We start from the raw sequence: 15,416 nt of genomic DNA, 5'->3' as shown, positions 1-15,416 counted from the left end.
TTAATTTTTGATTTTAATAGTTAAAAAATAACGTAATGATTTTTTGTTTCCTTTTAATTTTTGCGAAATAATCTTGAATAAGGATTGTTTCTTTTTCATATTTCTTAATCTTTCTTTGGCTAACGATTTCTGTTCAATTTTTAATCGTTTTTCTTTTTCTTTTTCAGCGGGATCCCACAGCATAGCGGTACACATACAGTTTTTGCGGTCTTTGCTTTTTAGGATTTCGAAATTGACACAAGAAGAACAGCCTTTCCAGAAATCTTCATCTTGCGTTAATTCAGAATAGGTGACAGGTTCGTAACCTAAATCGCTATTGATTTTCATAACTGCTAAGCCTGTGGTTAAACCAAAGATTTTAGAATCAGGATATTTGGTTCTTGAAAGATTAAAAACAGCTTGTTTGATTTTTTTTGCCAAACCAAACTGACGGTATTCGGGGATACAATTAAACCAGAATTGGCTACAAATTTTTCGTGGCTCCACGTTTCGATATAACAAAATCCAGCCCAATCACCTTTTTCGGTAAGAGCAATAATGGCGTTTCCCTGCAACATTTTTTTTTCTAAATATTCGGGTGAACGTTTTGCAATGCCAGTGCCTCTCACTTTAGCTGAGGCTTCCATTTCGTTACAAATAGTTTCAGCATATTGTAAATGTTTTTCTGAAGCTTGTTCAATTTTAAATACCATAGAGTTCATATCCAAATAAGGCGACAAATATAGATACAAAATTTGTTATCAATTTAAAATTAAGGATAAATTAACCTGATTAAATGTTAATTTGGATAAAATATTTTTTTTAAAGAACTATTTAAGATATTTTATTTATTTTGTGTTTAAAAAATCTATAAAAACATATAATTTAATTACGTAATTTTGCATTCGAAAAATAAATGTGAATATGATTTTACCAATATATGGATACGGAGAACCTGTTTTAAGAAAAATGGGAGCCGAAATATCTAAAGATTATCCAAATTTAAAAGAGACAATTGCTAATATGTTTGAAACCATGTATCATGCTCATGGAGTTGGTTTAGCGGCGCCACAAGTTGGTTTAGCAATTCGTTTATTTGTAATAGACACGGAGCCTTTTGCTGATAGTGATGATGTTTCTAAAGAAGAAGCTGCTGAGTTAAAAGGATTTAAAAAGACTTTTATTAATGCTAAAATTTTAAAAGAAGAAGGTGATGTTTGGGGATTTAATGAAGGTTGTTTAAGTATTCCAGATGTAAGAGAAGATGTTTTTAGACACGAAAAAATTACAATTGAATATTTTGACGAAGAATTTAATAAAAAGACAGAAGAATTTGATGGATTGATTGCTCGTGTAATTCAGCATGAATATGATCATATTGAAGGAATTTTGTTTACGGACCATTTATCTACTTTGAAAAAGAAATTGGTTGGAAAAAAATTAATGAATATTATGGAAGGTAAAGCAAGACCTGACTATAAAATGAAATTTGCAAATAAAAAAGGACGTTAAAAAGGTAATTAGTAAAAAGGGACTAGTAATTAGCAAGTACTGATTTTAAAGAAACTTTTTTACATTTCACTTTTCACTTTTCACTTTAAATAATATATTTGCCATCCTTTAATAAAATTAATGTTATGAGTGTTCAAAAAATATTAGCTATTTCTGGTAAGCCAGGATTATATGAATTAAAATTACAAACGAGAACTGGTTTTGTTGCTGAATCTTTAATTGATGGTAAAAAAATAACAGTTGGTTTAAGAAGTAATGTTAGTTTATTATCTGAAATAGCAGTATATACCTATACAGAAGAAGTTCGTTTAAGTGAAGTATTTAAAGCTATTGCTACAAAAGAAAATGACGGTTTAGCATTATCTCACAAAGAAGACGAAGCTAAAATTAGAGATTATTTTAGAGAAATTTTACCTGAGTTTGATGAAGATAGAGTATATACATCAGATATTAAAAAGGTTTTAAATTGGTACAACTTATTACAGCCAAAAGGTTTTGTAACTGTTGAAGCTTTAACTCCAAAAGAATCTAAAGAAGAAACTGCTGAATAAAAAGTTTTCTAATTATATATAAAATCCTGCGTTTTCCACGTGGGATTTTTTATTTTTACAATTGTATTTGTCATGCTGAACTTGTTTAACTTCTTTGAATCTTCGATTTTTAGCATCTAACTACAAACCATAAACCATAAACTTTCAATATGAACTCTCGCCAACAACAACTCGACGCTTTTAATAGATTATTAGACATCATGGACGATTTACGTGAAAAATGTCCGTGGGATAAAAAGCAAACTTTAGAAAGTTTACGTCATCTTACCATTGAAGAAACCTATGAACTAGGCGATGCCATTTTAGATAATGATTTGATGGAAATTAAAAAAGAGTTGGGCGATTTGTTGCTACACATTGTGTTTTATGCTAAAATAGGTAGCGAAACTAATGATTTTGATATAGCCGATGTAGCAAACTCAATTTGTGATAAGTTAATAGATAGACATCCGCATATTTACGGCGATGTAGTGGTAGAGAATGAAGAGCAAGTAAAACAAAATTGGGAAAAGTTAAAACTAAAAGAAGGTAAAAAATCAGTTTTAGAAGGAGTGCCCAAAAGTTTACCAGCATTAGTAAAAGCAAGTCGCATTCAAGATAAAGTAAAAGGCGTAGGTTTTGATTGGGAAGAGCCGCATCAAGTTTGGGATAAAGTTCAAGAAGAATTACAAGAACTTCAAGTTGAGGTTAATGAAGGAAATCAGGATAAAATAGAAGCCGAGTTTGGCGATGTGTTATTTTCGATGATTAATTATGCCCGATTTTTAAAAGTGAATCCTGAAGATGCTTTGGAACACACCAATAAAAAATTCATAAAGCGTTTTCAGTATTTAGAAAGCAAAGCTTCCGAATTAGGAAAATCTTTAGCCGACATGACCTTAGCTGAAATGGATGTTTTTTGGGAAGAAGCGAAGCGATTACCAAAATAAGTAATTGGAAAATCTTTGATTTTCAAATTCAAAAAGGGAAGAAGCGAAGAAGTTGTAGTGTTCAGTTGCAGTCGCAGTCGTCAGTTCAAGTGATTTCGAAGAAATTGTATCGAGAACTAACAATTCCTAATTTGTCATACTGAACTTGTTTAACTTCGTTGAATCTCGATTTTAATATCTCTTTTCTAAACACATAGCCACATTAGTATTGCATTGTGTTGATTTTAGGCATTTCATTTAACATAGTTTACATAGTTCTAAAATGATCTTATATGACTTAAATGTTTAATTTTGAACAATAAGCTATAGTCTTCTGTCGCAGTCGTCAGTTCGAGTGATTTCGAAGAAATAGTATCGAGAACAATTCATAATTCGTAATTTTTAATTCATAATTTAAATGTACTACGCCGTAATTTTTACATCAAGAAGAACCGAAGTAGAAGAAGGCTATGCCGAAACCGCTATACGAATGATGGAATTAGCAAAACAGCAACCTGGTTTTATAGGTGTAGAAAGTGCACGAAATGAAATGGGTATTACGGTTTCCTATTGGGAAAGTTTAGAAGCTATAAAAACTTGGAAAGCAAACACCGAACATCTTTTTGCTCAAGAAAAAGGAAAATCTACCTGGTATAAAAACTACAAAGTACGCATTGCAAAAGTAGAACGCGAATATGAGTTTTAGTTTTTTAATTAATTTTCATTAGTTTCATTAAATGAATTTATTTTAAATAGAATTTTAAACTGAATAGATTCCTTTTTAGATTTTGGTAATTTTAGTGATAAAACTCTATTCTCAAATTCTTTCATTAGAATTAAATCAACATCATCTTTTACTGCAAAATTAACTTCATTGGTATCTTTTTTTAATTCGAAATGAACCATAATTTTACCAGATTTATCTGAATTCATAAATAAATCTTCAAAATCTTTTTAGTTTCATTTATTATTTCTGTTAAATCTTCAACAGATGTATTTTCTCGAAGTTCTTCATCGGTATTTAAAAGTGTAATACTTTCTATAGCAGTTTCTTTTTCGCCTTTAGGAATATCTTTAACTTCTTCACCATTTCTATATTGAACAAAATTCTTGTTATTATTTGGAACTTCATCAAGCCAAAATAATTTTAAACCTTTTGGATCTAAATTTAAAATGTAATTGTGTTCTTTGGTTTCAACAATTAAAAGTGGTTCTTCAATATCAAAAGAAATTACAGTCCAGTAATATGTTAATTCAAATTCAGTTGCTTTTCTAATTTTAAAATCAGATTTTATTTCATCTCTAAAAACATCCCAAATGATTTTTGAATCTTCAATACTTTTGCTAATTTTTCCTTTTAAAACTAGATTGTCAACATGAAACTCTACGTTTCCACCTTCAATTGTATTAATTTTTTCATATTCTTTGAATCTTCTCCACAAAATAGGTCCAATAATAAGATTCGTATCTGCTAGATCATATTTTGAATTATTAATTAAGTTTTCCTGAATTAATAATTTAGCTTTTTCAACAATCTTTGGATTACTGTATTTGTAAACTATTCCTTCAGGAATTTTAATAGTTTCTTTCTTTTGTGAGTAGCAAGAAAAACTTAGAGATAATAATAAAATGACAAGTTTTATAGATTTCATATTTATTGAAGAATGATTTAGATTAAAATTTTTATAAAACAAACCCCAAGCTTTCACTTGGGGTTTGGTATTAAATTTCTCTTAATTTGCTTAGTTTTTCCTTCCACAATTTCAATTCGTCTTTGTGGCGATCAATGTTCTTTTGAACTTCTTTTAAGAAAGGATTGTCTTTTTTAGCATTTGTAATAAACTGAATGTTGTTTTCTAACTGGAAAATCTCATTTTGTACTTCATCAATTTTCTTACGAATAAAGAATTGTTCTTTTTCTAATGCTCTTCCGTCTTCGTTTTCAACCATTTGTTCTAATTTGGCATCAAACTTCATCATTTCAGTATCTTTTTTAGATAAACTTAATTTTTCGAATAAAGCATCTAAAATTTTATTGAATTTGCCTTCAATATGGCGACGGTTAAAAGGAACTTTTCCAATTGCTTTCCAAGCTTCAATATGTGCTTTTATAGCATCTAAATCAGTTTTGTGTTCTCCTGTTAACTCAAAAGATTTTAAATCTTCTAAGTACGCTTTTTTCTTATCAAAAGCTTCAACTTCAACTTTGTTTTCTTGATTTCTTACTTTGTGTAAACGATCAAAATAATGATTACAAGCGTTTTTAAAATCTGCCCAAACTTTATCGGAATATTTTCTAGGAACATGGCCAATTTGTTTCCACTCATCCTGAATTTGCTTCATTATTGGCGTAACCATGTTGAAATCTTCGTTGTCTTTTAAAGACTCGGCTTTTTCAACTAAAGCTAATTTTTGTTTAGATTTTCTTGTTGTTCGTGCTTTATTTCTTTGTAGAAATTGTTCTTTTTAGCGTTAAATCCGCGAACAGCAGTTTTAAAAGCATCCCAAGTTGCCTCGTTTACTTCAGCAGGAACGCGACCTGCTTTAAAGAATTGCTCTCGTAAGGCTTCCATCTTTTTAATTTGGTTTTGCCATCCGTTGTGCGAACTAATTTCTTCGTCTCCTAAAGCATCAATTGCGCGAATAATATTATTTTTATTAGCTAAATTATCTTCTTCTCTAGCTTTTGCATTAGCAAAGAAAGCTTCTCTTTTGTCGTGCATTTGTTTAGTAATTTCACTAAACTCGTTCCAAATGGCTTCTCTTTGTTCTCTAGCAACCGGACCAATTTCTTCTTTCCAAACGCGGTGTAATAATTGTAATTCACGGAAAGCTTTTGCAATGTCGCTATCGTTTAACAATTCTTTTCCTCTTTCAATAATGGCTAATTTTTGCTCTAAATTTAATTTAAAGTCTTGATCTCTAGCTTCTTTATCTAAGTGAATTAAATCGTAAAAACGTTCAACGTGGAAATGATAGTTGTTCCAAACAATGTTGTATTTATCTCTTGGAATTGCTCCAGCCGATTTCCATTGCTCACGAATATCATTTAACTTTTTGAACATATCGGCAATTGTTAAACTTTCATCTGTATTATCTACAAGATTTTTAAGTTCTTCAATTAACTCTGTTCTTTTATTTAAGTTAGATTTTAGATTCTTTTGTAATTGGTTGTAATGATTATTACGTTTAGATTTATAATCATCGTAAACCGCTTCAAATTTGTTTTTTAAAGGGAAATGATATTCAAACTCCACGTTTTCATCATGATTTTCGGCATTAAACTCATCACGTTTTTCATCAATTAAATGATGATAGTGATTCATAAAAGCCTTACGAATTTCTTCTACGTGGTCTTTAATTGCCATAACTTTATGGTTTTTAACCAAATTGTCAAGTTCAGCAACTAACTCTTCCATAGACATCTGTTCGTAGTCTAAAAGCGGAATGTCGTGTTTATCACTAATTGAGTCGTCTTCATTTTCTTCTGCATTCGAATCATCGATTACGTCTTGTGCAGATTGGTTTTTTACAACAACATCTTCTTGCGACTCAAATTGTTCTTGTCCATCTGCTTCATGCAGGTTATCATTCATTTCTTCTAACATTATATAAATGCTTAAGGTTACTAATTGAGCCCGAAGATAATAAAGCGCCTCGAGAATTCAAAGAAAAACCGTTAAATGTATCCTTTTTTAACGATAATTAATACAATATTAAAATTGGTTCAAATAAAAGCGATTTCATTTTCAATTAAGTAATGCTTAAAAGTAGTAGTGCCAAAATAATTTACTTGCAGATTTCGTAACTTTGTATTAACTTTCAAAAAGTTAACTTATTTTTATGACGGAAATCGACTTAGAAGCAGAAAATAAAGCAATTGCACAAGAATATAAAGAGTTGCTACGAATTAGTTATCAATCTTTAACAGATGAAGATAAAAAATTAATTCGTAAAGCTTTTGATGTTGCAGTTGAAGCACATAAAGACCAAAGAAGAAAATCGGGTGAAGCTTATATTTTTCATCCTATTGCTGTGGCTAAAATTGTAGCTTCAGAAATTGGTTTAGGTGCTACTTCTATTGCGGCAGCTTTAATGCATGATGTAGTTGAAGATACAGATATCACTGTTGAAGACTTAGAAAAAATGTTTAATCCTAAAATTGCTAAAATTGTTGAAGGATTAACTAAAATTGCCAAAGTTAAAACCGAACAAGATATTTCATTACAAGCAGAGAATTTTAGAAAAATGTTGCTTACACTAAATGAAGATGTTCGTGTAATTTTAATAAAAATAGCCGATAGATTGCATAATATGCAAACTATGGAAAGTATGGCCGATTATAAGCAAGCCAAGATTGCTTCGGAAACATTATACATCTATGCGCCACTTGCACACAGATTAGGACTTTATAACATTAAAACACAATTAGAAGATTTAGGTTTAAAGTATACTGAGCCAGAAGTTTATAATCAAATTGTAAGTAAAATAAAAGAAACCAAGCAAGAGCAAGATGCTTACATAAAATCAATTTCAGATGTTTTGAGTAAATCTTTACAAGATGAAGGAGTAGATTTTATTATAAAAGGACGTCCAAAATCGATTTATTCGATACGAAGAAAAATGCGCGCGCAAAACGTCACTTTTGAAGAGGTTTACGACAAGTTTGCACTTCGTATTATTTATAAATCTAATCAGCATGACGAGAAATTCTTAGCTTGGAAAATTTATTCAGTTGTAACGGATCATTATCGTCCTAGTCCTAGTCGTTTAAGAGACTGGATTTCTTCGCCCAAATCTACTGGTTACGAAGCATTGCACATAACGGTTATGGGACCAAAGGGACGCTGGGTTGAAATTCAGGTGCGAAGCGAACGAATGGACGAAATTGCTGAAAAAGGATACGCGGCTCACTATAAATACAAAAACGGCGACACCGAAGAACACACCTTAGAGGTTTGGTTAAATCAATTGAAAGAGGCTCTAGAAAATCAAACTTCTAGTGCAGTAGATTTTGTTGAAGATTTTAAACTTAATCTTTATTCTAAAGAAATTTATGTCTTTACACCAAAAGGAGATATTAAATCGTTACCAAAAGGAGCTACTTCATTAGATTTTGCCTTTGCCATTCACTCAGAAATTGGAATTAGAACAAGAGGAACTCGAGTAAATGGAAAATTAGTTCAGTTAAATCACGTATTAAACAGTGGCGATCAGGTAGAAGTAATAACTTCTCCTCATCAAAAACCTACTATGCAATGGCTCGATTATGTTACAACTTCGAGAGCTAAAACCAAAATTAAAAATGTTCTAAACGAAAATACCAAAAAAATAGCCGAAGAAGGAAAAGAACTACTCACCAGAAAGCTTCGTCATTTAAAAATTACTTTAAATGAAACAGTAGTAAACGAATTGGTTAACTATTTTAAATTGCAAACCAGTTTAGATTTGTTTTATAGAGTAGGAGTAGGAGTAATTGAAAATCAGCAGTTAAAAGATTTTGCAGCTCAAAAGAATAACACGCTGGTTAATTTCTTTAAGAAAACCATTAAAAGGGCGCCAAACACTCAGCCTACTGAGCAGATTAATAAAAATGAAATTAGTAAAAAATACGATTTATTGGTATTTGGCAACGAGCAAGAAAGGTTAGATTATAAACTTTCTAATTGTTGCAACCCAATTCCTGGTGATGATGTTTTTGGTTTTATAACAATTAACGAAGGTATAAAAGTGCACCGGAAAGATTGTCCAAATGCTATAAGTATGCGATCAAATTATGCATATCGTGTAATTCCTGCTAAATGGATAGATTCAACACAAGAAGAGTTTAAAGCCATTTTAGAAATTACAGGATTAGATACACTTGGTTTAGCAAATGAACTAACAAAAGTTATTTCGAGTCAAATGCATGTAAACATTCAAAGTTTAGCATTAAGTGGCGATGCGGGTATCTTTAATGGGAAAATTACTGTAGTTGTGCCTAATAATGTAGTTTTGAAAAAACTAATAGAAAACATAAAAAAGTTGACGGAGTAGACAAAGTTACCCGAGTTTATCAAAACTAATTGTTGAAAAATTATAATAACTTATAAGACTAAACAATCTACTTTAATTATCTTTGCAACGTTTTTATTTAATATCAGATGGATAGCAGCAATAATCAAGAAATTGTAAAAAATGTATTTACCAAATATTTGGAAGAGAAAGCACATCGTAAAACACCTGAGCGATATGCAATTCTTCAGGAAATTTACAATTCAAATGAGCATTTTGATATAGAATCATTGTACATCAAGATGAAAAATAAAAACTACCGCGTTAGTCGAGCTACTTTATACAATACAATCGAATTACTTTTAGATTGTGGATTAGTAAGACGCCATCAATTTGGACAAAATCAAGCGCATTACGAAAAATCTTATTTTGATAAGCAACACGATCATATTATTTTAACCGATTCTGGTGAAGTAATCGAATTTTGTGATCCTAGAATCGAACAAATTAAAAAGACAATGGAAGAGATATTTGGTATTGAAATCCAAAATCACTCTCTATATTTTTACGGAACAAAAAATAATAAAAACAACTCAACTAAAACAACAAACAACACAATGACTGTAGATTTACTGTTAGGTCTTCAATGGGGTGACGAAGGAAAAGGAAAAATTGTAGATGTATTAACTTCTAAATACGATATCATCGCTCGTTTCCAAGGTGGACCAAATGCGGGACATACATTAGAATTTGACGGAATTAAACACGTTTTAAGAACTATACCTTCTGGTATTTTCCATAAAAATGCTATCAATATTATCGGAAACGGTGTGGTAATGGATCCTGTGGTTTTTCAAAAAGAAATCGAAGGATTAGCGAAATTCAATATGGATATTACTTCTAAATTGTTTATTTCTCGTAAAGCACACTTAATTTTACCTACACATCGTTTATTGGATGCAGCGTCTGAAGCTTCAAAAGGAAAAGCTAAAATTGGTTCAACTTTAAAAGGTATCGGGCCAACTTACATGGATAAAACAGGTAGAAACGGTTTACGTGTTGGAGATATTGAATTAGCTGATTTTAAAGAAAGATACCGTTCATTAGCAGATAAACATGAAGCAATGATTGCTTTCTACGATGTAGATTTACAATACGATTTAAAAGAAATGGAAGAAGAGTTTTTTGAAGCTGTTAAAGCACTTAAAACCCTTACTTTTATTGATAGTGAAGAATTTTTGAACAATGCTTTAAAAGAAGGAAAATCTATTTTAGCAGAAGGTGCTCAAGGTTCATTATTAGATGTAGATTTTGGAACATATCCGTTTGTAACATCGTCAAATACTACTGCTGCAGGTGCTTGTACTGGTTTAGGAATTGCACCAAATAAAGTAAAAGAAGTATTCGGAATTTTTAAAGCATACACAACTCGTGTAGGTTCTGGTCCATTTCCAACAGAATTATTTGATGAAATAGGACAAACAATGGCAAAAGTAGGTAACGAATTTGGTTCAGTAACTGGTCGTCCTCGTCGCTGTGGTTGGTTAGATTTAGTAGCATTAAAGTATGCAGTACAAGTAAACGGAGTAACAGAATTATACATGATGAAAGGTGATGTGCTTTCTGGTTTTGATACTTTAAAAGTTTGTACAGCTTATCAATACAAAGGTCAAGAAATTAAGCATCTTCCTTACAATATTGAACCAGAAAATGTGGAACCAGTTTACACAGAAATGAAAGGTTGGAAAGCTGATTTAACAGGAATGTCTTCTTATGAAGAATTACCACAAGAATTAAAAGAATACATTACTTTTATTGAACAAGAATTAGAAGTACCAATTAAAGTAGTATCGGTTGGTCCAGATAGAACACAAACAATTATAAAATAATTGAAAAAACGCTCTAACTAGAGCGTTTTTTATTTATAAAATATTCTTAATAATAAAAGGCAATAGTTCTTTTTAATTATTTTTGACAAAATTTTAGTAGATTGAAAAATATAATAACATATATAATTTTTATACTTACTGCTTTACAAGTAGTTGTGGCTCAAGAAAACAAAAAAATTATTGTTGAGAATTCTGATTTTGTTGACAGAAATCAAAACGAAATTCCTGGAGCTACAGTTTTTACAGGTAATGTTAGAGTATTACACAACGGAGTTAAAATCAATTGTAATAAGGTTTACTATTTTGATGCAGAAAACTATATTAAAGCTTTTGGTAATGTTCGAATAAATCAAGGTGATACCGTTCAAATGAACAGTCGCTATGCAGAATATGACGGTAAAAAAGAATTAGCTTTTGCAACTGGCGATGTTTTTTTGCGTTCACCAGAATCTACTTTAACTACAGATACAATCTATTTCGATAAAAAAAATCAAGTAGCTTTTTATAACAGTTACGGAACCATAATTAATAAAGATAATACGTTAAAAAGTAAATCAGGAAGATATTACGTAGCTTCAAAAAAGTATCAATTTAATACTAAAGTTGTAGTTACAAATCCAAAAGCAAAAATTGAAACAAATCATTTAGATTTTTACGAAAATTCGGGACATGCTTATGTTTTTGGACCTTCAACGATAACCAATCAAGGAAATGTAATTTATACCGAAAATGGTTTTTACGATACAAAGAATAATGTAGGGAAGCTTCAGAAGAATTCTAAAATAACTTACGATAATAAAATTATTGAAGGAGACGATTTGTATTACGATCAATCTAAGAATTTCTCAAGGGCCATCAACAATGTAAAAATTACAGATACTATAAATAATATGGTTGCTCGAGGTCATTATGCAGAAATGTGGCGCGATGCAGCAACTCGAAAAGATTCTATTATATTAACAAAAAGGGCAGTTGTTGTAACAAAAGTCGAAAATGATTCTTTGTTTATGCATGGCAAAAAGATTTTGGTAACTGGTCCGCCAGAAGATAGAACGATTAGAGCTTTCAATAATGTAAGGTTTTATAAAACTGATATGAGTGGAAAATGCGATTCGATTCATTCTAATAACAAAACAGCGTTAACACAATTGATTGGAAAACCAGTAATTTGGAATCAAGACAATCAAATGACAGGAGATGTAATGCATTTAGTTGGAGATAATACTACACAAAAATTAGACTCTTTAAAAGTGCTTAACAATGCTTTTTTAATTCAAAAAGATACATTAAGTGAAAATGGTTATAACCAAATTAAAGGAATCGATTTGTTTGGAAAATTTAGAGATAATAAGTTGAGCCAAGTTGATGTAAAGCGTAATGCTGAGGTTATTTATTATATGTATGACGATGATAATCAATTAATAGGTATAGATAAAAAGAAGTGTAGCGAAATTACAATGGAAATTGTAGATAATCAAATTGAAACGGTTACTGCAAAAAAAGATGTAGAAAGTCTTTTACATCCAGAAAATGAATTTCCAGAAAATGTTAGAAAACTAAGAGGTTTTATTTGGAGAGGAGATGAGCGAATTCGTTCAAAAGAAGATATTTTTCCAGAGGAAGAAAACATTATTCACGAACAAATTTTAATCGAAAGCAAGAAAAAATCTGAAGAAGAAGACGTTCCAATGGAAGTTCTGCCTGAAACTTTAGATTACGATAAAAATAATCCAAAACCGAAAGTAATTCCCGATTTACAATCAGAATAAATTACATGCTTAAAGATTTTTTTGAATATCAAGCCCAAACTTCTCCGCATCCATTAGCAACGGAAATTTCTAGAGCAGAAGGAAGTTATATTTACGATACTAATAATAATGCTTATCTAGATTTTGTTGCTGGAGTATCTGCAAATACATTAGGTCACCAACCTAAAAGAGTTAATGATGCTATTAAAGCGCAGCTCGATAAATATTCACATGTAATGGTTTATGGCGAATATGCGCAACATCCAGCTACCGAGTTTTGTAAATTATTGGCTGCTCACATGCCAGCTCCGTTGACTAAAACTTATTTGGTAAATTCTGGTACAGAGGCAATTGAAGGTGCTTTAAAATTAGCTCGTAGAGTAACTGGAAGAAGTCAATGGATTTCATGTTACAATGCTTACCACGGAAATACAATGGGAAGTATGAGTGTTATGGGCTTTGAAGAACGCAAACAAATTTTTCGGCCTTTAATTCCAGATGTCGACTTTATAACTTTTAATAACGAAGCCGATTTAGAGAAAATAACTACTAAAACAGCGGGAGTTTTATTAGAAACCATTCAAGGAGGAGCTGGATTTATACAACCTGAGAACGATTTTCTTAAGAAAGTACGTGAACGTTGTACGGAAGTTGGTGCTGTTATGATTCTAGATGAAATTCAACCTGGTTTTGGCCGTACAGGAAAATTATTTGGTTTCCAAAATTACGACATTGTTCCAGATGTTGTCGTGATGGGAAAAGGAATGGCTAGTGGAATGCCTGTTGGTGCGTTTACAGCTTCAGCAGAAATGATGGATTTGTTGAGCCACGATCCTAAATTAGGTCACATTACCACTTTTGGAGGACATCCCGTAATTGCTGCGGCATCATTAGCAACATTACAAGAAATAACGGAATCTAATTTAATGCAAGAAGCTTTAGAAAAAGAAGCATTATTTAGAGAATTATTAGTACATCCACTTATAAAAGAAGTTAGAGGAAAAGGATTAATGCTTGCAGCTATGACAGAAAGTCTGGAAATAACAAACCATGTTATTTTAGAGTGTCATAAACGAGGCGTTATTTTATTCTGGCTTTTATTTGAAGGAAAGGCTATTCGTATTACTCCACCGCTAACGATTAGTAAAGACGAAATTAGAAAAGGTTGTGGCATTATTATTGACGTATTAAATAGTATAGGTTAGTGGTGTAAGGTAAATGGTAAAAGAAAAAAAATATACAATTAAACAAAACCTTTAACCTGTCACCTTTTACCCAAATCAAAATTGTTAATTAAATTGTTTAAAACAATTTGTTATATAAAAATTATGCCCTTTTAAAATCCTTAATTTTAATAAGGACAAAACCATAAACTGAAGTAGCTATGAGATTGAGTCACGATGAAGAAGAAAACAACCTTTCGTTATCCAAATTTGAATCGATGTTGAAAACCAATAAAGTTTTCTTTTTGATTCAGAAGAGTTTGAAGATATTATTCTTCACTATATGGATACAGGCCGAATGAATTTAGCTAAAAGAGCTTTAAAATTAGGGCTAGAGCAACATCCAAAATCTACAGGATTAAGATTAGTTCAAGTAGAAATGTTGGTTTACGAAGATAAACTAGATTTAGCGGAAAGATTATTGCAAGAATTGTATGCAATAGAACCAACCAATGAAGAAATTTATATACAGCAAGCTCAAATTCATTCGAAGCGAGATCAGCATGAAAAAGCTATCGAAACTTTAAAACTTGCCTTGAAGTATACCGATGATTTAGCCGATGTTTATTCTATGATAGGAATGGAATATCTATTTATGGATGATCTGGAAAAGGCTAAAGATTATTTTATATTATGTTTAGAAGAGGACGATCAAGATTATTCGGCATTATATAATGTGGTTTATTGTTATGATTTTTTGGAACAAAATGAAAAAGCTATTGAGTATTTAGAAAGTTTTATTAATCGAAATCCCTACAGCGAAGTAGCTTGGCATCAATTAGGACGTCAGTATTATGCTTTAAAAAATTATGAAAAAGCTGTTTGGGCATTCGATTATGCTACTATAATTGATGATACTTTTTTGGGTGCTTTTATGGAAAAAGGAAAGTCACTCGAAAAACTAAAACGTTATGAAGAGGCAATCGAAAGTTTTAAAACTACTATTGAACTAGACGATCCAACATCATTTGCTTTGTTGCGAATTGGAAAATGCTATGAGCGTTTAGGAAACAGAGAAAAAGCACTTAAATATTACCATAAAACAGTTCACGAGGATCCACTTTTAGATAAAGGTTGGATTGCAATTACTGATTTTTATATTCGTCAAAAAAACTTCCAAAAAGCATTGTATTATGTTAACAAAGCTATTGGTATTGATGGTGAAAATAGTTTTTATTGGAAACGATATGCTGCTATTAATGAAGCTTTAAATTTCTATGAAGAAGCCGAGTTAGGATATCGTAGAGCCTTTGAAAGTGGCGATATTAATTTAGATACATTTATATTATGGTCTAATATGTTGCAATTTTTAGGAGAATTTGAAAATGGAATAGAAATTTTATTACAGGCTTCAGATGTATTTCCAGATGAATTTGAAATAGAATATCGATTGGCAGGATTATATTATCTTTTAGGAGAAAATGATAAAGGTAAGTTTCACTTAAGTAATGGTTTACGATTAAATTTTGCAAATCATACTATTTTAGAAGAAAACTTCCCATTTGCTTGGGGAAGTGAAGAAGTTCAAGCACAAATTGAAAAGTTTAGATTAAAATAACTTTTAATACTAGTACAAGAGTCATTCTTTAACTATTTTTGTTTTAGAATGACT

The 15,416-nt window shown here is 30.9% G+C and carries 11 protein-coding genes and 5 pseudogenes; 10 read left to right on the top strand and 6 right to left on the bottom strand.

The window, feature by feature from the left end; all coding sequences use genetic code 11:
* Window positions 1–701: pseudogene (locus tag GCU34_RS06250) on the bottom strand (GNAT family N-acetyltransferase).
* A gap of 202 nt (window positions 702–903) precedes the next feature.
* On the opposite strand from GCU34_RS06250, the gene def reads away from it, so the two are divergent.
* From def to GCU34_RS06230, 4 genes are all read left to right on the top strand, one after another.
* Entirely contained in the window at window positions 904–1,491 is a 588-nt protein-coding gene (gene def / locus GCU34_RS06245; protein WP_072784797.1) for a peptide deformylase, read from the top strand.
* 125 nt (window positions 1,492–1,616) lie between these two features.
* Window positions 1,617–2,042: a DUF5606 family protein gene (locus GCU34_RS06240; RefSeq protein WP_072784795.1), complete on the top strand. Its 426-nt coding sequence runs from the start codon at window positions 1,617–1,619 to the stop codon at window positions 2,040–2,042.
* A gap of 149 nt (window positions 2,043–2,191) precedes the next feature.
* Window positions 2,192–2,971, top strand: coding sequence for a nucleoside triphosphate pyrophosphohydrolase (gene mazG, locus GCU34_RS06235; RefSeq protein ID WP_072784793.1), 780 nt, complete (start codon window positions 2,192–2,194; stop codon window positions 2,969–2,971).
* Between the two features lie 397 nt (window positions 2,972–3,368).
* Complete coding sequence (locus GCU34_RS06230; RefSeq protein WP_072784791.1) at window positions 3,369–3,656, top strand: antibiotic biosynthesis monooxygenase family protein; 288 nt, start codon at window positions 3,369–3,371, stop codon at window positions 3,654–3,656.
* 8 nt (window positions 3,657–3,664) lie between these two features.
* Here GCU34_RS06230 and GCU34_RS06225 read toward each other — a convergent pair whose 3' ends face one another.
* The 5 genes and pseudogenes from GCU34_RS06225 to GCU34_RS14215 form a co-directional block, all read right to left on the bottom strand.
* Window positions 3,665–3,883, bottom strand: a complete 219-nt coding sequence (locus GCU34_RS06225; protein WP_152378387.1) for a hypothetical protein — start codon at window positions 3,881–3,883, stop codon at window positions 3,665–3,667.
* Entirely contained in the window at window positions 3,880–4,602 is a 723-nt protein-coding gene (locus GCU34_RS06220; RefSeq protein WP_152378386.1) for a hypothetical protein, read from the bottom strand. The genes GCU34_RS06225 and GCU34_RS06220 overlap by 4 nt, the downstream gene beginning before the upstream one ends.
* 70 nt (window positions 4,603–4,672) lie before the next feature.
* Entirely contained in the window at window positions 4,673–5,293 is a 621-nt protein-coding gene (locus GCU34_RS14225; RefSeq protein ID WP_317162533.1) for a DUF349 domain-containing protein, read from the bottom strand.
* Window positions 5,294–5,302: 9 nt separating this feature from the next.
* Window positions 5,303–5,353 (bottom strand): annotated as a pseudogene (locus GCU34_RS14220) (hypothetical protein); the annotation flags it as partial.
* Window positions 5,354–5,355: 2 nt separating this feature from the next.
* Window positions 5,356–6,558 (bottom strand): DUF349 domain-containing protein, encoded by a 1,203-nt coding sequence (locus GCU34_RS14215; protein ID WP_317162530.1) that lies wholly within the window; start codon window positions 6,556–6,558, stop codon window positions 5,356–5,358.
* Between the two features lie 235 nt (window positions 6,559–6,793).
* Between GCU34_RS14215 and GCU34_RS06210 the strand changes: the two are divergent.
* The 6 genes and pseudogenes from GCU34_RS06210 to GCU34_RS06190 all read left to right on the top strand — a co-directional run bounded on the left by GCU34_RS06210 (window position 6,794) and on the right by GCU34_RS06190 (window position 15,362).
* A pseudogene (locus GCU34_RS06210) lies at window positions 6,794–9,015 on the top strand (RelA/SpoT family protein).
* Between the two features lie 78 nt (window positions 9,016–9,093).
* Window positions 9,094–9,501: pseudogene (locus GCU34_RS13895) on the top strand (Fur family transcriptional regulator); the annotation flags it as partial.
* Between the two features lie 60 nt (window positions 9,502–9,561).
* Complete coding sequence (locus GCU34_RS06205) at window positions 9,562–10,833, top strand: adenylosuccinate synthase (RefSeq protein WP_072785111.1); 1,272 nt, start codon at window positions 9,562–9,564, stop codon at window positions 10,831–10,833.
* Window positions 10,834–10,934: 101 nt separating this feature from the next.
* A complete protein-coding gene (locus tag GCU34_RS06200; RefSeq protein ID WP_072784781.1) occupies window positions 10,935–12,602 on the top strand; it encodes an OstA-like protein in 1,668 nt (555 codons plus the stop codon).
* 5 nt (window positions 12,603–12,607) lie between these two features.
* Entirely contained in the window at window positions 12,608–13,786 is a 1,179-nt protein-coding gene (locus tag GCU34_RS06195) for an aspartate aminotransferase family protein (protein WP_072784779.1), read from the top strand.
* A 179-nt stretch (window positions 13,787–13,965) separates the two neighbouring features.
* Window positions 13,966–15,362, top strand: a pseudogene (locus tag GCU34_RS06190) (tetratricopeptide repeat protein).
* The last annotated feature ends 54 nt before the right edge of the window (window positions 15,363–15,416 follow it).

It is taken from the genome of Flavobacterium haoranii (genome assembly GCF_009363055.1).
GTDB lineage: Bacteria > Bacteroidota > Bacteroidia > Flavobacteriales > Flavobacteriaceae > Flavobacterium > Flavobacterium haoranii.
This window is presented reverse-complemented; position numbering and strand designations above follow the sequence as displayed.